Source organism: Streptomyces sp. NPDC046335 (assembly GCF_055587985.1).
In genome coordinates this window covers 24166-43604 of record NZ_JBVJFF010000006.1, presented here as the reverse complement: position 1 = coordinate 43604, position 19439 = coordinate 24166, and the positions used below count along the sequence as shown (strand labels likewise).

Sequence of the window (19439 nt, the reverse complement as noted above, 5' to 3'; positions counted from 1 at the left end):
TCGCATGCCGGTTGTCCCCGTAGGACCGGGCAGCTCTCGAAGGGCGGCCCCCACTCGAAAAGGAGAAGACATTGTCCAGCAATCCCCTAGAGGACGGCATCGCCGAATACGACAAGTGGCGCGTAAGCCGGTGGGAGGAAATCGCGGGCCCGGAGGGCAAGGCGCAGCTCGCCGTCCACGAGCCGATCACCGGGCCGGACCAGGTAGTGCCCGACGTACCGGGCCGGTGGAACTCCACCGGCGTCCCGGGGAGCCTGAGGCTGACGGTGGCTGTTGAGGAGGGTGTCCTTGTCGGTGGGCAGCCGGTGGACGGCACAGTGGAGCTGACCACAGCCAGCCGCCTGACCTTCCCCGGGGGCCGGCGCGGCACCATCGAGGAGATGCGGGGCTCTCACGTCCTGGCCGTGTGGGACCCCTCTGCCCCGACCTCCGCCGGCCTGCGCGGGATCGCGGCCTACCCGTGGGACGCCCGCTGGATCACCGAAGCCGAGTACCGCCCGGCAGAAGCCGGACGGAACATCGAGGTGACCCGTACGACCAGTCCGCCCGTGCGGGACGTCTTCCCGGCCGCCGGTAACCTCGTCCTCGACCTAGAGGGTGAGCGGCACATCCTTCATGCGCTCGTCGCCGCCCCCGGCATCCTCCTGGTGCCGTTCACCGACGGCACCAGCGGCGCGGACACGCCCGCCATGGGCCGGTGGCTGATCCTTCCCACGCCGACGGACGGCAGCGCCCGCATCGACTTCAACCGCGCCGTCCTGCCGCACCACGTCTTCTCCGCTGCCTTCCCCTGCCCGCTCCCGCCCGACGGGAACCACCTGCCCCTGCGTATCGAAGCGGGCGAACGCGCCCCTGATCTCGCTCAAGGGGACGACGGCGCAGAAGCCTCTGCCGCCGCGCACAACGTGAAAGGAAACGCCATGACATCAGATGAGAAGATCCGAGACACCGCCATTCGCTACCTTCGGCAGTGGGAAGTACGGGACTACGCCGGCATGCGGTCCATGTGCACCAACACCGCGACGGTGTGGCACAGCGACGGCAGTGGCGAGCAGACGATCGACGAGAACATGGAACTGCTGAAGCAGCTCGCCGCCAATGTCGACACACTGCGGTATGACATCGTCCGGCAGTTCCACCACGGCGAACAGGTGCTTCAGCAGCAGGTACTGCACCTGACCATGACCGACGGATCCCGCAGCGATGTGCACGCGGCGATGTACTTCCGGTTCGACGACGGACTCATCGACCGTATCGAGGAGTACTTCAACGTGGTTCCGATCGCCGCGTCCACGCCCCAAGGCCGTGACTGACAAAAGAATCACGGTCGGCGTCCCGGACCCGCCTGAGCCTTAGGGCGGCACCTCGTCACGAGCCTCCGTGACCACCGGGACACCCGCGCCCTCCCGGGCGACGACGGGTTAGTCCACGCTTGAACATACCCCCCGGGGGTATAGCTCCGCGATGTCCCGCGGAGACCGCCGGGGGTACATCACTGAATAAGGAGTCGCAGCCGTGTTCTTCGTCGACACCCTGGAGTTCGAGGGCCTGGGCAACCGCAGCTACCTGGCCGGTGGAGCCAAGGACGCGGTCGTCATCGACCCGCCGCGTGACATCGACCAGGTCATCGCCGCCGCGGCCCTGCGCGGGGTACGCATCGCCTACGTCGCCGAAACCCACGTACACAACGACTACGTCACCGGCGGCCTGGAACTCGCTCGCGTGACCGGGGCCCGCTATCTGGTCCCGGCCGCGGCGTCGGTCGCCTACGCCCGCACCCCGGTCGCCGACGGCGACACATTCACCGTGGACGAAGGCTTGGTGCTGCGGGCGATCGCCACCCCGGGGCACACCCCGCACCACACCTCCTACGCCCTTCAGGAGGACGGACGGGGGGTGGCGGCATTCACCGGCGGGTCTCTGCTGATCGGTACCGTGGGCCGGCCGGACCTGGTCGAGCCTCGGCTGACCGAGCAGCTGGCTCGCGCCCAGCACGCCTCCGCCCGTCGTCTTGCCGACGAACTGGACGACGAGGTGCCGGTGCTGCCCACCCACGGGTTCGGCAGCTTCTGCTCCTCCGGGCAGGCCGAGGGGGAGACGACCACGATAGGCAAGGAGCGTGCGACCAACGACGCGCTGACCCTGGACGTGGCCACCTTCGTCGCCGAGATACTCGCCGGGCTCGACGATGTGCCTGCCTACTACGCGCACATGGGCCCAGCCAACGCGGCAGGCCCGGCTCCCGTCGACCTGACTCCGCCGAGCCCTGCGGACGCCGGCCAGATCGCCTCACGCCTGGCCGCCGGGGAGTGGGTGGTGGACCTGCGCGCCCGGGTCGCCTTCGCGAAGGGGCATGTGGCCGGGGCGTTCAACTTCGAGGGCGGGGGCAAGCTCGCCACGTACTTGGCCTGGCTGATTCCCTGGGGCAAGCCGGTCACCCTGCTGGCCGACACCCCCGAGCAAGTCGCCGACGCCCAGCGGGAACTGGTACGGGTCGGTATCGACCGCCCGGCCGCCGCGGCCACCGGCGACCCCACGACCTGGATCAGCGCCGGGGAGCGGCTCTCCTCCTTCCCGCGCGCCAGCTTCGCCGACCTCGCCGAGACACGTGAGCGGGACGAGCCGGTGGTGCTGCTGGACGTGCGCCGAGAATCCGAACGCGCGGGCGGCTATATCGACGGCTCGGTGCACATCCCGATTCACCAGTTGCACGGCTCACCAGTTGCACGGCCGCCTCAACGAGGTGCCGGACGGAGTGGTGTGGGTGCACTGCGCCAGCGGGATGCGCGCGGCCATCGCCGCCTCCCTCCTCGATGCAGCCGGCCGTGACGTGGTCGCCGTCGACGACGACCTCACCGCGGTCACCGACGCCCGCCTCACCCTCACCCGCCCCGACGGCACCCACTGAGCCCCTCGACCCGCACCACCGGCACGGAGATCGCAGCATGTTCTCGCTTCCGCACCGCGGCCCCGGCCGCCTCACCCCCCAGCAGGCCCACCAGCACACCAGCAACGGCCAGGCCGTGCTGCTGGACGTGCGCGAAACAACCGAGTGGAGGGCAGGGCACGCGCCCGGCGCGCTGCATCTGCCGCTCAGCCGCCTGGCCACCGGCGCTCAGCTGCCCCAGGCCGCGCAGGGCAGGCCGGTGGTGGCCATCTGCCGCTCCGGACACCGCTCCCAGCAGGCCGCCAGGCTCCTGGCCGCCCGCGGCGTGGACGCCCGCGACGTCACCGGCGGCATGACCGCATGGACCCGCGCCGGGCTGCCGGTCACCGGCGAGGACGGCAGCAGCGGTGTCATAGCATGAGCGCTTTCATCCTCGCCCTCGCCGCCGGGGCGCTGGTCGGGTTTGCGCTCGGCGCGCTCGGCGGAGGCGGCAGCGTCCTGGCCGTACCGGCCCTGGTCCACCTGCTCGGCTTCACCCCGGCAGCCGCCACCACCGCCAGCCTCATCATCGTCACCGCCACCTCGCTCACCGCCCTGTACACCCACGCCCGCACCGGTAACGTGCGCTGGAAGGCCGGAGCCCTGTTCGCCGCGGCCGGACTCCTGCCCGCCGCCGCAGCAGGAGCCGTTGCAGCTCGCCTGCCGCAATCCTTGCTGACCGCCGCGTTCGCCGCCGTCACAGCCCTTGCCGCGGTGACGATGCTGCGCTCCGGCCGGATCGACGGCGGCCGCACCACTACGGTACGGCCGGCGAAGGCCGCTGGGACCGGAGCCGTCCTGGGCGCGCTGACCGGACTGCTCGGTGTCGGCGGAGGCTTCCTCGTCGTCCCCGCCTTGGTCACCGTGCTCGCCCTCGAGATGCAGGCTGCCGTCGGCACCAGCCTGCTGGTCATCTCCGCGAACTCACTCGCCTCACTGGCCACGCGAGGGACCACCACAGCCGGCGTCGACTGGGCGTTGATCGCCCCCTTCACAGGGGCGGCGATCCTGGGCGCTTGGGACGGCAAGCGCCTGGCTGCCAAGGTCACTGGCACCCTGCTGCAGCGCGTCTTCGCAGTCGTACTGCTGGCCACGGCCGCCTTCATGGGCATTGACGCCTTCACCTGACCGACGGCAACGGCCCACGAGGACCCAGGCGCCGGCCGCTCAAGCGAAGGAAGCACCTTCTCCAGAGCGGCCCACCTCTGCTCCCGGTCGCCGGACGCGGAACTTGACGTTGTCGAGGGCGGCACCGAGGTATTTCACCCACTCGGCGTGTCGGAGGCGGAGTCGATGCGCCGATGGGAGGTCCCGACGGACGACGAGGAGTGGGCCTTAGCAGTGCATTTCCCCTCGCTGCGTAGCTGGGCGTCCCGAAGGGCGCCTGCCGGGTGATTGCCCGGGTCAGGCGCCCTTTTTCGCGTCTAAAGATTGACGGGGTCAGCTCCGCTGGTCTGGCGGCGGCACGGTGAGTGGTGAGGGATTGCGGCTGAGCCAGTGGTGACGGTGGTGGCGAACATGGTTGTTGTGGATGTAGTGCCATCAGTGCCGTTTGAGTTCGGTGAGCAGGCGGCCCGCCACATGTCGACGACCGTGAGGTCGTCGGTCAGGACGTACGCTCCGGCGTCGAAGACGGCTGACCTCCGCTCGAGCGGAGGTCAGTCGATGCAGTAGTCGAGCACGATATCTATGGCTGCGGGCGTGGGCATTCGTCTGCGGCTTCGCCGCTGCTTGGGACGAGCCGTTGACCGAGGACGACGGCACGCCGGCAGCGGAACTGGCGCGAGCCGAGGCGACGCTCGGCTGCTCCCTGCCGGTCGCGTGCGCGAGTTCTACACGCTCCTGGGTACGTGGTCCGGCCTGATCGCCAACCAGGATCCGCTGCTGCCGCCCGCCGAGATGTTCGTGCATGACGAATGCGGCGGTGTCCTCGTCTTCCGCAGCGAAAACCAGGGCTGCGCCTTCTGGGGCGTGCGCCTGCGCGACCTTGATCAGGACGATCCGCCGGTGCTCGTCCAGGCGCGGCACGGCTGGGTGCCGTTCTTGGACCGGGTGTCTCTGGCCTGCGTCGAGCTTGTACTGAGCGAGGCGCTGTTCGGCGGTGGAGGCCGGCTGTACAACGCGTGCGAGCTGCCGGCGGATCTGCTTGGGGTGGTGCCCGAACGCTTCCAGCGGGTCGCACTGCCCGACTATCCGATGTGGACGGGGCCGGAGGACTTTCCAGTGCGTTGGTTCTTCGCACCGGGACCGTTGCTACGCCAGGACGGCTTGGGCGCCCACAGTTGGCTGCACGTTCGGGGCCGGACCCGGGCCGATCTGGAGGCAATCTGCGAGACCGTTCCCGGACGGGTGGTCCTGGGATACACCGAGTCACTGGACGCCGATCCGCTGGCCTTCTGAACCGTCATGATCCGGGCCTGTTGAGACGTCTCCAAGGGCGAAGGTCTGCTCGACGACGTAGCGGAGCGTGTCCAGGCCCTGGATGTTCGGGGCCCCCTTGCCGGAGATGACCGGCAGGATCCGGCGCGTGCGCAGCTCCTTGCGGTTGGCGTTGGAGTCGTAGCCCTTGTCGCCGAGCAGGGCCTCGGGGCGTCTGCGGGGACGGCCGGGGCGGCCCGCGACGGGCGGGACGCCGTCGACCAGGGCGAGGGTCTGGTGACGTCGTCGGCGTTTGCCGCGGTCGTGACGACCTTGAGCGGAGTGCCGCGTCTGTCGCAGATCAAGTGGTGTTTGCTGCCCGTCTTCCGCCGGTCGACCGGCGACGGGCCGGTGTCGGAGCCCCTTTTTCGCGCGGATGTGAGAGCCGTCCACGCAGGCACTCGACCAGTCGAGGCGGCCGGCCGCGGACGACGGCCTTGCGCGTGACCCTTGTGACGGTCGTGGCCCAGCGGCGGGCATGAGCGGCGAGCGCCAGGGATTCCACCCATCCGTCAGTGCCGGCATGCAGGGGCGTCCAACGAGAGGCGTCAATACCAAACGCACCGTCGGGACCGATCACGAAGCTGTAAGCCATGGTCACCCGGCAGTCTCCTGCCGGGAACGACCAGCCTTCTGCGGGCATCTCCTAGGGGCAGTCGGTGTCCAGGACGCGCGGACCGCCCTCGTAGAACGGGGCCGGCGGCAAGGCGAGGCCGCCCCAGCGGTCCTGGAAGGCAGTGGCCCGCTCGATCTCCGCAGCGGGGATCCCGTGCTTGATCCACGTATCGCGGTGTCGCCGTATGCCCTGCCGGCGAACACGGATGCCCTCCGTCTCGAGAAACCGCTGGGCCCTGCGGCTCAGGCAGGCAGGCGCGACCGGGACGGACGATACGGGCTGGTCAGCCATTACCGCTGCTCGCCGTCTCCGGCGTGGGCGTGGCCGTGTACTCGCAGCTGGAACTCGGCGAGGCCACCCAAGAGAACTGGAACCGGGTGATCGGCGGCATCCTCGGCATCCTCGGCATCGACCCCACCGACCTGATGCGCCGGGCGCTGGCCAACCTCCGTCCCGAGCCGTCCATCGTGGCGGCCGCGGAGCGCGCTCGCGCTGCCGGGATCAAGGTGGCGATGCTCTCCACCAGGATCGGCTTGGAGCCCTACAACCCGTACGAGCCGTTGGGGACGTGGGAGGACGCGTTCGACGCGGCAATCCTGTCCGAGCGGGACGACCACGCCGAGAACCTGCCGCCGGCCGAAGCGCTCGGCATCCGGACCATCCATCACACGACGGACCCCGATGGGACGGCCGCGCAGCTCGCGCCCGTCCTTCTCCGGCAGGTCAGCCGACCTCGCGTAGCGCTGCCGGGCGCCGCCGGGACCGAACCACTGCTGTCAGAGCTGGCGCGGGGTGCGTAGCTGGGCACCTTCGCCATCGCAAAGGCAGGTAGTTGTCACCCACCCCGCCACGTGTTCGCCAGCCGAACGAAAGATAGCCAGTGGGGCTGATTTGCTCCGCTATATACGGCGCACCATACGTGGGCATGAGCGCCTAATGGGCACTCTGTGCGCCCTCCCGGTGCCCATGGGTGACGGGAATGATGAGCGCACCGCACATGAACCAGGTGATCCGCGGTCCCCTGTCCCTCGGACGGGCGGACTGACGGCGGAAGGAGTTCACGGTGTTGCTTCTCATCTCCCCGGACGGTATCGAGGAGGCTCTCGATTGCGCGAAGGCGGCGGAGCATCTCGACATCGTCGACGTCAAAAAGCCTGACGAGGGCTCTCTGGGAGCGAACTTCCCCTGGGTCATCCGGGAGATCCGTGACGCGATACCGGCGGACAAGCCAGTGTCTGCGACCGTGGGGGATGTCCCGTACAAGCCCGGCACGGTGGCTCAGGCCGCACTCGGCGCGGTCGTCTCCGGCGCCACGTACATCAAGGTCGGCCTTTACGGGTGTACGACGCCCGACCAGGGCATCGAGGTCATGCGCGCGGTCGTCCGGGCGGTGAAGGACCATCGTTCCGATGCGCTCGTCGTCGCTTCCGGCTACGCCGACGCCCACCGGGTCGGCTGCGTCAACCCGCTCGCCCTGCCCGACATCGCCGCCCGTTCCGGAGCCGACGCCGCCATGCTCGACACCGCGATCAAGGACGGGACGCGGTTGTTCGACCATGTGCCGCCGGATGCCTGCGCTGAGTTCGTCCGGCTGGCTCACGCTGCCGGCCTGCTCGCCGCTCTCGCGGGCAGTGTCAAGCAGGTCGACCTCGGTCCGCTGACCCGCATCGGCACGGACATCGTCGGGGTCCGCGGAGCCGTTTGCGAGGGCGGCGACCGCAACGCCGGACGGATCCGGACCCACCTGGTGGCCGCCTTCCGGGCGGAGATGGACCAGCACGCCCGGGAGCCCGCAGCCGGCGTCACCACCGTGAGCTGACCGCCGGTATGCCCGTCGCCGAGCCCCACCATGTCCCCGGACGCCGGGCCGCGCGTTTCCCCGTCGTCAATCCGGCCACGGGGGACGATGAGGCCCCCGGCCGGCAGCCGGACGTACTGGAAGCCGTCGCCGACCGGGCCCGCCGGGCCTGGCGCGGCTGGCGCGCCGACTCCGCTGCCCGCACCGGCTCTGGCGGCCGGGGCCCCGGCGGTGGCCGATGGCCGGCGGCTGGCCGGGCCGGGATACTTCTTCGCCCCCACGATCCTCACCGACGTCCCGCCCGACAGCCCGGTGGTAACCCGGGAGCAGTTCGGGCCGGTCCTGCCGTACCGGAGCCTCGACGAAGCCGTCGACGCGGCCAACGGCACCGGCTTCGGACTGGGCGGCTCCGTGTGGAGCACCGACCCCGATCGGGCCGAGGCGGTGGCCGAGCGGCTCAATTGCGGCACGGCCGGGATCAACCACCACGCCGAACTGTCCCTCGCCCAGCCTTCGCAGGTGTCGAGGACAGCGGTGTGGGCGTAGCGGGCGGACCGTGGGGGCTGTACGACAACCTGCGGCCGTTCGTCATCCACCGCTCGCAGGAGGCGTGACGATGAGGTTCCAGGCAGCCGTACTGCGCTCGTACGAGAACCCGTTCACGGTCGAGGAGGTGGTTCTGCGGACAGAGCCCGCCGTCGGCGAAGTCCTGGTCGAGATCGCGGGCTGCGGGATGTGCCGGACCGATCTCGCGGTCCGGCGATCGGCCGGTCAGAGCCCTCTGCCCGCAGTGCTCGGTCACGAAGGTGCCGGGGTCGTGGTGCGGAGGGGAGATGGCCCGGACACCGCGATCGATGTCGGTGACCACGTCGTGCTGAGCTTCGACTCCTGCGGGCACTGCCGGAACTGCCGCGGAGCGGCCCCCGCTTACTGCGACTCCTTCGCTTCGCTCAACCTCTTCGGAGGGCGCAAGGAGCAACCGCCACGGCTCACCGACGCGACCGGTAGAGCGCTGGCCCCCCGATGGTTCGGGCAGTCCTCGTTCGCCGAGTACGCACTCGTGCCGGTCGGCAACGCCGTACGGGTCGACCCCGCACTACCGCTCGAACTGCTCGGTCCCCTCGGCTGCGGTTTCCTCACCGGCGCCGGAGTCGTGCTGAACACCTTCGCTGCGGGTCCCGGCGACACCCTCGTGGTCTTCGGCGCGGGAGCGGTGGGCCTGGCCGCAGTGATGGCGGCCACCGCCGCCGGCGTGCTGACCGTCGCCGTCGACCGGCATCCTGAGCGGCTTGCTCTGGCCGAGCGGTTCGGCGCGACCCCGCTGCACGCCGCCTCACCCAGCCTGCCCGAACGGATCCGGCGACTGACCGACGGCGGCGCCCAGCACGCACTGGACACCACGGCCTCGCCCCCGCTCATCAACAAGGCGCTCCGAGCCTTACGCCCCACCGGCAGTCTCGGCCTGGTGGCACGCCTCCACACCCCGCTGCAGCTCGAAGCGGGCACACTTGACCGAGGCCGCAGCATTCGCCACATCTGCGAAGGCGACGCCGTACCCGCAGTGCTGATCCCCCGGTTGATCGGACTGTGGCAGGCTGGGCGCTTCCCTTTCGACGAGCTGATCCGCACCTATCCGCTGGACGGCATCAACGAGGCCGAACGCGACTGCAACGCGGGCCGTGTGGTCAAACCCGTCTTGCTCCCGGAGAGGACAGGCCGATGAGCGAGGCACGCGGCACCAAGGACTCACCCTCTCCGGCAAGTGAACATCCCGCATCCCCCGCTTCCGCCAACGGAGGAAGAATGGCCGGTACGACGCCACAGCACACGGACGTGGACGGCGTGGACGAAGGTGTGGGCCTGACCGCGCTCCTGGTCGCCGCGGCACGGTCGATCGAGACCCACCGCAATGACAGCTTGGCGCGGGACTCCTACGCGGAACACTTCGTTCGCGCGGCCCCTGCCTGCGCGGACTGGCCAGTGCGCATCGAGCAGGTCCCGGACGGGGACAGCAACCCGCTGTGGGGGCGGTTCGCCCGCTACTTCGGCCTGCGGACGAGAGCGCTTGACGACTTCCTCCGCCGGACGGTCGGTGCGAGCGCCCGCCAGGTGGTCTTGTTGGGGGCGGGGTTGGACACCCGTGCCTTCCGGCTGGATCTTCCGTCCGACTGCGTCGTCTTCGAGATCGACAGAGTGGGCGTGCTGGCCTTCAAGCAACAGGTGCTCACGGACCTCGCGGCCGTCCCGCAGGTGAAGCGCGTCCCCGTTCCGGTCGACCTGCGCGCGGACTGGGTCAACGCGCTGACCACCGCCGGCTTCGACCCGGCCGCACCGAGCGTCTGGCTGGCCGAGGGACTCCTCTTCTACCTATCGGGCCCTGCCGAGACGCATCTCATCGACATGGTGGACAGGCTGTCCAGCGGAGGCAGTGCTCTGGCCTTCGAGGCCAAGCTGGAAAGGGATCTGCTGGCCTACTACGACAGCCCGATCTACACGGCGACGCGTGAACAGATCGGCATCGACCTGCTCCACCTCTTCGACAAGGGGCCACGACCTGACTCAGCGGGCGCCCTGATGGCCAAGGGCTGGTCCACCTCGATGTACACGCCCTTCGACTTCACCCGTCGGTACCGACGTGGCCCCCTCCCCGAGCCGAACGACGCGCTGGAGGGGAACCGGTGGGTATTCGCGCACAAGTCCCGGCCGTGACGCTGACGCGCGGTGTCAGACGGTCCCGACAGACACTAGGTGGTCGCCCGGGATTCCGGCCTTGTCCGGCGCGTAGTAGTCCTCGATGCCGGCGGCCCACGTAGCCACGGTGATGCGGTCCTCGGCGTCAGGGGCGAAGGCGTCGAAGAGGGCGTGGATGTTCGGCTCCTCGAAGCCGATCGCAGTCATCAGCGACACGAAGAGGGGGCGCTCGATCAGACCGTCCCCGTCGGGGTCGCCGAGTACGGCGAGCGCCTCGGCGAACTCGGCGATCGTGGGACTGAAACGCTCGGGGTCGAGCACGAACGGACGGAACTCGTCCACGGTGAGCACACCGTCGCCGTTGGCGTCCAGTTCAGCGGCCAGCGTTGTCCAGTAGCGGCGGAACGCGGCTCGGATGGCGGCCTTGGCGCCGTCGTCCGACGCGGCCGCCGCCTCTAGGACACGACCCGTCATCAGGTCGAAGTCGTCGGAGCCGATGACTCCGTTGCCATTGGCGTCGAAGAGGGAGAAGACCAGCTCGACCCGCTTGGCGGCCTCAGTTCGCATTTCCATCACCTGTCTTCTGCGGCCCGCAGATTACGGGCCTGTTCAATGAGTGCCTCTGCGCGACCGTGTTGGGGCACACGGGAAGGTTGCCGACCCAGCGCGTGTAACGGCCTTGACCCATGGAACCGCTATGAAGAGCCGCAGGTTCTCGATCTTCGCTTCTGGTGACAGAAGGACTGCTGAATGAGCGTGTGTGACAAGTCGGATGCCTCGCCTGTGATAACCAGACCGCTTCGGCCGATCCCATTCGCCGGCTCATCCGAGCCCGCCGGCGACAACTCCTGGGCTTTCGGCTCAGATCACGTCCGCCTGATCGGACCGGACTGCGAGAGGTTCGCGCAGGCCGGCGCGGTGTGTCGGCCGACGAGGCGTTCGACAGCTTCGGCCAGGTTGTGCGCCGATGATTTGCAAGGGGTGCAGGACCGGTTCGGTGGGTGTGGCCAGGCGCAGCCATCCGCCGGTCTCGGTGAAGGATTGGTGGGCGAGGAGGAAGACGTTGATGCCGCTGGAGTCCAGGAAGGTGACCCGCCGCAGGTCCAGCACGACACGGGGGCACGGATCGTCTACATCGTCCAGTATCTGACGCAACAGGGCACCGCTGTGGTGGCCGATCTCTCCGGCCGGGGCAACACATGCACGCCATAGGTGGCGGTCGCAGTGATGGTCAGCCCACCGGGGCCTGTGAATAATGCGGTTCTGTCGTCTCTGCCTCGGCCATGGCACCGGTCCTGGCACAGCAGCCCCGGACCCGTAAGGGCACCCGCGGAGCTGCGACCGACCGGCAGGGCCGGCGTCATATACGCCGCCGCGCGTACCCGTGAGTAGGCAGCTCGCAGGCGCGTAAAGGCTGAGCGGAACGATGGTTTCAGATCCTGACCAAGGCGATACGGTCCCTCACTCGTACGGGGAGGGCTGGCAATCCCCCGGTGGCCTCGGAGAGCGGCTCGTCGTGCATCGCCCGGGCTCGCCGTGTGGCCGTGGCCTTAGACCTGGGCGCCCGTCAGGCGGGTACCAGTCTGCGAAATCCTCGTCACACCACAGCCCATCGAGGCGGTCACGCACCCATATCGCCGTCGTGCCGTCCGGGTTGCTCGCCCGGGCGGGCCGCGCAGTCATCGGGACTACCCGAGCACGCCCGTTGGTCATGCTTCCGCACCGCGAAGCTCCAAGATCCCCGACGGAGCCCCAAGTCAGCGGCTTTCCGGAAGTGGATCTTTATGTGAGCTGCCTTACTCAGGAGGTAATCGTCTCGGCCGGACTGTGCGGGCTAGGTTGGTGATCTCGTCGCGTGAGCAGGACGCTGACCATACGGAGGGGCCAATCATGTCCATAGCCACATCTACGAACACACGGACCGTGGTTGAGGAGTTGCTGCGCAGGATCGGTGAGGGTGACCCCGAGCGCATCGCCGAGCTGTATGCCGAGCGGGGCGACTGGAAGCTGAGCTGGCCGGAGTCCGAGCACGGTCGAACTGCCACGCCGTGGATCCGCCATCGGTCCACCCGGGCCGACGCGGCCGCCCACTACCGCGAACTTGCCGAGCACCACGTACCGGAGCAGGTGGCGACTGAGGTTGAGCGCATCCTTGTCGACGGAAACGACGCAGTCGTGATCGGCGAGATTCGCCAGACTGCTCGGTCCACCGGACGTGCGTATCACGCGCGGTTCGCTATGCACCTCACCTTCGAAGACGGCTTGGTCACCCGGCACCATATCTACGAGGACAGCCTCGCCGTCGCCCAGGCGTTCGATGCCGAAGATCAGCGAGGGCCATCCGTATGAGCATGAGGGCCCTGGTCGCAGCCACTCGTTGATGGCTGCGACCAGTACGGTCGCTTCGTGGCGGACGGCGAGCTTGTCGTATCTCGTGGCTATCGCGCGATGCCGCTTGAGGCGGTGGTTTCCGCACTTCACCGCGTGGCCTTCTTTGTAGTCGGCCTTGTCGAACGTCGGCGGCCGGACGCCGTGAGAGTCACGTAACGAAGGACACCCAGGGGGAGCGGTGCACGCCAAGTAGTTCCGGTCTCCCTGGGAGGTGTCGGAAGCCTGCCAGTACAGGCCATACCAGCGGCGCAGCGGTGATCAGTTGTCGAGCCCGTCCTCGAGGCAAGGAGCTGGCCGGGGCCGGCAAGCTGTGCCGATCGGCCCCGGCCAGGCCCGTACGAAACCACGGCCAGCTTGGCGGGGTCTGGGCCGATGAGTGGCACCGCTGTGTCAGGTACGGGGGCGCTATCGAGCATCTCCGTCACGGCCAACAGCAGATAGCCCGGCAAACGAACTGTTTATCGCGAGGCGTCCAAAAAGCGAAAGCTCTACCACCACAGTAAGTCCGGTACACAAGACGCGACGCGAGCAGGGGTCGCAGACACTTGGCATCGAGGCAGCAGGCTGCCGGGTGGTGCGGCGCCGTCACGGGGTGCCGGTGGAGGAGCCCAGCGCGGTACGGGATCGCAACCACGTTCCTGCGGTCAGGAGTTCTGCCGCAGGGTGTGGGAGGGAGAGACGCCGTAGGCGGTGCGGTAGGCGGCGGCGAAGCGACTGGGCTGGAGGAAGCCCCAGCGGGCGGCGATGGCTGTGACGGTGGCGCCTTTGGCCGGGTCGGCTGCGCGCAGTGCGGCGTGGGCCTGGTCCAGGCGGCTCCGCCGCAGGTATGCCATGGGGGTGGTGGCCAGGTGCCGACGGAAGGCGTACTGCAGGGCACGGGTGGTCACGTGTGCGGCGGCGGCGATGTCGGCGACGGTGATGGGGGCGTCGGCGTGGCTTTCCATGAAGGCGATGGCGCGGCGTACGGTGGCCGGGTGGGCGTCACGGTGGTCGGTGGCGGTCGGCTCGGTCAAGGCGGTGCTGGGGAAGGTGGACAGCACGGTGGCGGCGAGCAGTTGACAGGTGGTGGAGACCACCAGCGGCTGCTGGCTGAGTGCCGGGTCAGCGCCAGTGGTGTCGCTCAGATAGGCAATGGTGCGCTGCAGATGCCGGCCGGCCGCTGCTGAGACCGGCCGGTGTCCGATCAGGCGTACTGGCTCTTGTCGGCGGCCGGGGGCGGTGGCGGCCACTTGGTCGAGCAACAGCGGGTCGATGTCCACCATCGTGTAGTCGAGGTCGCGGTGTTGTCCGGAACAGGGCTCGTCGGGCTGGGCGAACAACACCATGTCTCCCGCGCTGAAACTGCCTTCCCAACGCCCGGCACTATGGCGGAGAGCCGTGCCTGCGTGCACACTGCCCAGGACCAGCGTCCCGGTCGGGTCGACGGCGTATTCCAGCTCGAAGCCGAAGTCCACCTCGCTCAGGCTTACGGGCCCCAGCTCCGTACGTGCGATGCGCGCCCTCGGCCTTTCGCAACAAGTTTGCAGATGCATGCGTGCGTAGGCGCCGCTCAGGTAATCCTGAACGATGTCCAGGTCGACACTGTCCAAAACTGTGGCCATGCCGTCTCCTCTCTCACGCTGCTGCTACAGCCGGCTGCCGCTCAGCCGGCCGACGGTGTTGTCAATCCGCAGCAGTGCCCACTCGACTCCGGCCTGACACCAGAGTCTGTCTGTCCTACTGGTCTCCAGCGTCGGCACGGATGTTGGTGGCTAGGCTGCGCAGGTCATACTGCAGCCCCTGGCGCCGGGCCCATGTCCATGGCCTGGAGCAATTCGTCAGTGTTGTCACTGGGTCGGAGTGTGCTCATCGCCCCACTTTGTTCAACCGTCCCTGCCGGTGGCCATACCGCGAGGTCAGTGAGCTGGGCGCTGTCGTGAGCAGAGTGTGAGGACGCCGTACCAGACGCGGCACACGCCGGACTGCCCGCAGCGGACCATCATGCAGATCGACGGGGAGGAGAGCTCCCAGCGAATCAACCCTCCCTGGCTCTGACCAGCGCAACTAATCCTCGCTGGCACGAATTCGTGCCCATCAAAGCGTCGACAGACAAACCAGGAGTCTCCGGCCGCAGCAGAGATTCGGGCTGCTCCGTCCGCCCGGCACGGTGAGGCCGGACGAGTGCGCCATCCCAAGGGCGATGGTGAGCGACACGCCTCAGGCGTGGGAGAGCGCGAAGGAAACCAGGAACCCGGACACGGTGATCAGTCCCATGGCCAGATGCGCGTTCTCGAATGCTTCCGGGATCATCGTGTCGGCCAGCATGGCGAGGATGGCGCCCGCGGCGACGGCTGTCACCGCTGCCACGACAGCGATGGGCAGTCCTCCCACGACGGCGTAGCCCAGCACCGCCGCCAGAGTGCTCGCCGCTGCGATGGCACCCCACACGCCGAAGACGTATCCCTTGCCGCGTCCGGCCTTTCTCATCCCTGCCGAGCTGGACAGCCCTTCGGGCACATTGCTGATGAACACGGCGGCCACCGTGACCATACTCACCGCACCGCCGTCGAGGAGGCTGACTCCGATGACCGCCGACTCCGGGACGCCGTCGAGCAAGGCGCCCAGTGCCAGCGCCATGCCGGAGCCGGACTGCTGTGTCTCCGACGGCTGTGACTGGCCGTGCCCGGACCTTTTGCGATGCTGTGCCCCGCGGCGAGCCAGTACGACATTGCCGAGGGTGTACGCCATGGCTCCGGCCACCGTACCGATCGCTGCCGGGGCCAGGCCTGCTTGCCCGTAAGCCTCGCCGACCAGCTCGAACGACACGGCCGACAACAGGACGCCAGCGCCGAAGGCCATGACGGAGGCGATGATTTTCTGCGGAACATGCAGTCCGTAGCCGATCCACGCACCGACGAGCAGTGCGGAACCCGCGAACAAGCCCCATGCTCCCGCTTGAACTACTTCAGGCATGCCGAAGGTGTACCCATTGCCGCTCCTCCGCCCCATGCGAACCGGCATCCGGCCCACACTGTCTCGCAGGCTGCCCGCTTGCCGGCCTGGAACCACGCCGATCCCGGGCGGTCCTCCCAATCCGCCCGGCGATGCCTGACCGGAAAGCCGCGCTCTGACCGGTGGTGGTGCCTGCCATCGGTTTGACCACAATCATCGTGGCGGGGGCCCGAGGCTGGAGCGGCATCGGCCTCCAGTGCATCAGTGGGACCGGTGTAGGCCGACACCCGCAGGGTGCTCGACGACGAGACCCCGCTTCCGGACGGGGCCCGTGCCGGTGCCCCGGGGGGGGGAGAGAGGACAGCTCCTCAGGTTCGTCCCCGTCGGAGCCGGGGAGCGCGTGCTGCTGCGCTGACCGGCCGTCAATCAGGCAGCGGCCGGTCGACGTCGTCAAACCTGAGCTCGGCCAGGGGATGATCTTCCCGTCCGCCACCGCCTGGTCCGCGGCAAGAACGGCCTTCCGTCGCCACCTCATGCGGCACGGCACCAACGCCGTCCCTTCTGGACACCGCAACACCCTCGGCGTCATCTTCCGCAACGCCCGCTGAGTCCCCCTCCGGCCGCATGACGGCAGCCGAAGGCTGAAGACCCTCGAACGCACCCAGCTCCGCCCCCTTACAGGGGGCGGAGCGAATTCCTCGCCCGGGTTCGACCTGTGGAACCGGTCAGGATCGCTCCGCCGCGGCGAGGAGAGCCAGGGCGGCCTGGCAAGCCAGCTCACCCGCCCGCGCGGAGCTGTGATGGTCGGCCACGACGGTGGCACCCTCCGCAAGAATGAGCAGTTGCAGCGCGAGGCGGTGCGGATCGTCGGCGCCTGCTCCCTCGGCGATGCCGATGAGCAGCTCGAGGTAACGCTCGACGTGGCGCGCGGCGATGGCGCGGACGGCGTCAGTGTGGTGCTGCGTGGCAGCGTTAATCAACGCGCAGCCGCGGAATTCAGGACCGTCGTACCATCCCTGGAGAGCCCGGAACAGGGCCGTGAGCTGGTCGGCAGGACGGTCTCCGCTCGATGAGACCGTATCCGTCAGCCAGTGGATGACCCGGTCGCTTCGCGTGTCGAGCACCGCGTGCACCAGCCCGTCCTTGGTGCCGAAGTGCCGGTAGAGCGTCTCCTTGGACACGCCAAGACGTGCGCAGAGCTCCGCCACCCCGATGCCGTCCAGCCCTCGCTCGTACAGCACCTGGGTGGCCGCGTGCACGATCTTGGCGCGGGTTCGCTCGGGATCGATGGTCGAACCTTTGGCAACAGGCATGAGGTGATGGTACCAACCGGTTCGATCGTCGTGCTAGCCTCAGATGGTACTGATCGGTTCGATCCCTGGAGTGGGTATGACCACCGCCGCACCACTGGCCTGGACCGCCCTTCTGTGTGCTGGCGCGGCCGTGCTTTCGGCGATCCCGGGCAGGCCGGAACCCCGCACAGCTGCTCTCGACGCTGAATAACCGTGCGGTTCTCGCAGCACCACCGTGGGAGGAGAAGAGCCTATGACGACGAATCTTTCGCACTCGCGGCCCCAGTGGCACGAGGGTGAGGAAGCCATACACCGGCTTCTTGAGGTGCCGTACGAATTCAATCCCACGGCTCCCGGGCTGCCTGTGGAGTACGTGCCCTGGATGACGCGGAGCCCTCTCATCGCACTGGGAGCGGTCGACCGGAACGGCCGCGTATGGACAACAGTGCTCGGCGGGCAACCAGGTACCACGCTTCCCTTGGCCAGAGGCGTGTTGAAGGTGACTTCGCTGGCTCACATCGCACACCAGCCCGGGGGACAGAGTGCGGGCACGCTCGGATATGACCCGACACTGGAGGCGCTTTTCTCCGACGATGACGGCCACATGCACCGAGCAAACAGCGAGGAGCAGGACAGGGACGGGGAAGCGCACGACCGCGACGGGATCCTCGTCAGGCACGAGGACGGGGGAAGGCTGGCCGCCGGCCTGGTGATCGACCTGGAAACCAGGACACGGGTCAAGATTTCCGGGAGGGTGCTCGGCGGAGCTGTTCTAGCCAGGCCGTCGGAGAAAAATACGGCGGCCTGGAGGGCCAAGGGGCCTGCGGAAGTGCAGGTCGCCCTCGCTGTGGACGAGACGCTGGGGAACTGCCCGAAATACCTCAACAGGAAAACGGTCCAGCCCCATGAGGCATCTCCTCACCTGGTCAGCGACCGGCTCCCACTGCCGCCTGAAGCGGTGCGACTCATCGCCAAATCCGACCTGTTCTTCATCTCAAGCAGGCACGGCGCTGAGAGCATGGACACCAACAACCGAGGCGGGGCTCCCGGGTTCGTGCGAGTACACACGAACTCCGACACGGACGGTGTCGTCCTGGTGTATCCCGAGTATTCAGGGAATCGCCTCTTCCAGACATTGGGAAACATCAAGTCCGACCCTGCCGTGGGAATTACCTTTCCCGACTTCGAAACCGGCGACGTCCTCTACCTGACAGGACGGGCAGAGATCTTGGCCCGCGCCGACGCCACATCCATGATCCCGCACAGCAAGCTCGCTGTCCGCGTGCGGGTGGAGGCAGCTCGATTCGTGAAGGACGGGCTGCCGTTCCGTGGGCAACTGCTGGACCAGTCGCCCTACAACCCGCCGGTACGCAGGTTGGCTCACGAAATCAGCGGAGCGGAGTCTGGTTCAACCGACAACGTCGACGCGGACGGCCGACCGGTGGGGAAAGCGACGGCGACATTGATCCGCGCACACCATCTGACGCCGACGATCTCGCGATACACCTTCCGACTCGCCCCCGATCTGTCCACCCCACAGTCGAACGCAGAGTTCCAGCAGCTCGAACCATGGCGCGCAGGGCAACACGTCACCCTTGACTTCTCCGCCACGCTCGATCGCGGATGGTCACACATGCGCGACCACGACCCCCGGTCACTCAACGACGATTACATCAGGACCTTCACCATTTCGAGCCCAGCGCTTCCCACCCGTGAAGCCCTTGAAGCACTTGAAGGCCTTGAAGCCCTTGAAGAATGCACCGCGGGAACGGAACATCGTGGGCCGCTGAGCGAGGCCGAATTCGACGTCACTGTTCGGAGGAACGGGCCAGTCACGTCACTCCTGGCCAAATGGAATCCCGGTGCGCCGCTTTCCGCCACCGTTTTGGGCTTCGGTGGCGAAGAAGAGGTGAGATACGCCGAGGCAGCCAAGGGGCCGCACACCGATGACGACATCATCGTGGTGGCTGCTGGAGTAGGAATCACACCTCTCATGGCGCAGGCGCAGCCCGTGCTGGATTCCGGCCGGAGGATGAGAGTCCTCTGGAGCCTGAAAGCGGATGACCTGCCGCTAGCAGTCGACGTCCTGGAAAAAGTAGACGGTCTGGGAGCGGTAACAGAGCTGTTTGTGACCCGATCGGTCGACGGGAAACAAAACGCAGAAATCGACAGGATCCGCCGGCTCGGCACAGTGGTAAGCACCCGGCGCATCCAGAAGAACGACGTTCTGACCAAGAGCACAGCGGGTCGGCGGCGGTTCTATGTGTGTACAGGTTCCGGCCTGCGGAGATCGGTCCTGGAATGGACGGCAGGAGAATACCTGCGGTTCGAGAAGTTCGACTACTGACATAGGCCCGGTCAACCTCCCCCGGAACC

The 19439-nt window shown here is 68.0% G+C and carries 17 protein-coding genes and 3 pseudogenes; 13 read left to right on the top strand and 7 right to left on the bottom strand.

Features of this window, described 5'->3' with window-relative positions:
• The first annotated feature begins 71 nt into the window (after positions 1–71).
• The 5 genes and pseudogenes from ACZ6JY_RS15655 (at position 72) to ACZ6JY_RS15635 (ending at position 5326) form a co-directional block, all read left to right on the top strand.
• The gene (locus tag ACZ6JY_RS15655) at positions 72–1313 is read left to right on the top strand and encodes a DUF1684 domain-containing protein (protein WP_469196245.1); all 1242 of its coding nucleotides are present in this window, start codon (positions 72–74) and stop codon (positions 1311–1313) included.
• 202 nt (positions 1314–1515) lie between these two features.
• Positions 1516–2908: pseudogene (locus tag ACZ6JY_RS15650) on the top strand (rhodanese-like domain-containing protein).
• 37 nt (positions 2909–2945) lie between these two features.
• A complete protein-coding gene (locus ACZ6JY_RS15645) occupies positions 2946–3308 on the top strand; it encodes a rhodanese-like domain-containing protein (protein ID WP_469196243.1) in 363 nt (120 codons plus the stop codon).
• A complete protein-coding gene (locus tag ACZ6JY_RS15640) occupies positions 3305–4054 on the top strand; it encodes a sulfite exporter TauE/SafE family protein (RefSeq protein WP_469196241.1) in 750 nt (249 codons plus the stop codon). The genes ACZ6JY_RS15645 and ACZ6JY_RS15640 overlap by 4 nt, the downstream gene beginning before the upstream one ends.
• Before the next feature lie 693 nt (positions 4055–4747).
• On the top strand, positions 4748–5326 hold the full coding sequence (locus tag ACZ6JY_RS15635) for an SMI1/KNR4 family protein (protein WP_469196239.1): 579 nt from the start codon (positions 4748–4750) through the stop codon (positions 5324–5326).
• Here the strand turns inward: ACZ6JY_RS15635 and ACZ6JY_RS15630 are convergent.
• Together ACZ6JY_RS15630 and ACZ6JY_RS15625 are read right to left on the bottom strand one after the other, a co-directional pair.
• Positions 5297–5737: a hypothetical protein gene (locus tag ACZ6JY_RS15630; RefSeq protein WP_469196967.1), complete on the bottom strand. Its 441-nt coding sequence runs from the start codon at positions 5735–5737 to the stop codon at positions 5297–5299. The two genes, ACZ6JY_RS15635 and ACZ6JY_RS15630, sit on opposite strands and share 30 nt — an antisense overlap.
• Positions 5738–5774: 37 nt before the next feature.
• Positions 5775–6251, bottom strand: a pseudogene (locus ACZ6JY_RS15625) (hypothetical protein); the annotation flags it as partial.
• Between the two features lie 23 nt (positions 6252–6274).
• Here ACZ6JY_RS15625 and ACZ6JY_RS15620 point away from each other — a divergent pair.
• The 5 genes and pseudogenes from ACZ6JY_RS15620 (at position 6275) to ACZ6JY_RS15600 (ending at position 10467) form a co-directional block, all read left to right on the top strand.
• Entirely contained in the window at positions 6275–6760 is a 486-nt protein-coding gene (locus ACZ6JY_RS15620; RefSeq protein ID WP_469196237.1) for an HAD family hydrolase, read from the top strand.
• 263 nt (positions 6761–7023) lie between these two features.
• Positions 7024–7779, top strand: a complete 756-nt coding sequence (locus ACZ6JY_RS15615; RefSeq protein ID WP_469196235.1) for a (5-formylfuran-3-yl)methyl phosphate synthase — start codon at positions 7024–7026, stop codon at positions 7777–7779.
• Positions 7780–7965: 186 nt separating this feature from the next.
• Positions 7966–8372: pseudogene (locus tag ACZ6JY_RS15610) on the top strand (aldehyde dehydrogenase family protein); the annotation flags it as partial.
• 2 nt (positions 8373–8374) lie between these two features.
• Positions 8375–9481: an NAD(P)-dependent alcohol dehydrogenase gene (locus ACZ6JY_RS15605; protein ID WP_469196234.1), complete on the top strand. Its 1107-nt coding sequence runs from the start codon at positions 8375–8377 to the stop codon at positions 9479–9481.
• 80 nt (positions 9482–9561) lie between these two features.
• Positions 9562–10467, top strand: a complete 906-nt coding sequence (locus tag ACZ6JY_RS15600) for an SAM-dependent methyltransferase (RefSeq protein WP_469196232.1) — start codon at positions 9562–9564, stop codon at positions 10465–10467.
• Between the two features lie 15 nt (positions 10468–10482).
• Here the strand turns inward: ACZ6JY_RS15600 and ACZ6JY_RS15595 are convergent, their stop codons facing one another.
• Both ACZ6JY_RS15595 and ACZ6JY_RS15590 read right to left on the bottom strand, forming a co-directional pair.
• Entirely contained in the window at positions 10483–11016 is a 534-nt protein-coding gene (locus tag ACZ6JY_RS15595; RefSeq protein WP_469196230.1) for an EF-hand domain-containing protein, read from the bottom strand.
• 294 nt (positions 11017–11310) lie between these two features.
• A complete protein-coding gene (locus tag ACZ6JY_RS15590; protein WP_469196228.1) occupies positions 11311–11604 on the bottom strand; it encodes an STAS domain-containing protein in 294 nt (97 codons plus the stop codon).
• 735 nt (positions 11605–12339) lie between these two features.
• Here ACZ6JY_RS15590 and ACZ6JY_RS15585 point away from each other — a divergent pair.
• The gene (locus ACZ6JY_RS15585; RefSeq protein ID WP_469196226.1) at positions 12340–12798 is read left to right on the top strand and encodes a nuclear transport factor 2 family protein; all 459 of its coding nucleotides are present in this window, start codon (positions 12340–12342) and stop codon (positions 12796–12798) included.
• Between the two features lie 686 nt (positions 12799–13484).
• Here the strand turns inward: ACZ6JY_RS15585 and ACZ6JY_RS15580 are convergent.
• Positions 13485–14441, bottom strand: a complete 957-nt coding sequence (locus ACZ6JY_RS15580) for a helix-turn-helix transcriptional regulator (RefSeq protein ID WP_469196224.1) — start codon at positions 14439–14441, stop codon at positions 13485–13487.
• 595 nt (positions 14442–15036) lie between these two features.
• Positions 15037–15792 (bottom strand): ZIP family metal transporter, encoded by a 756-nt coding sequence (locus ACZ6JY_RS15575; protein ID WP_469196946.1) that lies wholly within the window; start codon positions 15790–15792, stop codon positions 15037–15039.
• A gap of 161 nt (positions 15793–15953) precedes the next feature.
• Here ACZ6JY_RS15575 and ACZ6JY_RS15570 point away from each other — a divergent pair, with 161 nt between their 5' ends.
• A complete protein-coding gene (locus ACZ6JY_RS15570; RefSeq protein WP_469196222.1) occupies positions 15954–16379 on the top strand; it encodes a 2OG-Fe(II) oxygenase in 426 nt (141 codons plus the stop codon).
• 117 nt (positions 16380–16496) lie between these two features.
• Here ACZ6JY_RS15570 and ACZ6JY_RS15565 read toward each other — a convergent pair whose 3' ends face one another.
• Positions 16497–17084: a TetR/AcrR family transcriptional regulator gene (locus ACZ6JY_RS15565; RefSeq protein ID WP_469196220.1), complete on the bottom strand. Its 588-nt coding sequence runs from the start codon at positions 17082–17084 to the stop codon at positions 16497–16499.
• A 232-nt stretch (positions 17085–17316) separates the two neighbouring features.
• On the opposite strand from ACZ6JY_RS15565, the gene ACZ6JY_RS15560 reads away from it, so the two are divergent.
• Positions 17317–19410: a hypothetical protein gene (locus tag ACZ6JY_RS15560; protein ID WP_469196218.1), complete on the top strand. Its 2094-nt coding sequence runs from the start codon at positions 17317–17319 to the stop codon at positions 19408–19410.
• Positions 19411–19439: the final 29 nt, after the last annotated feature.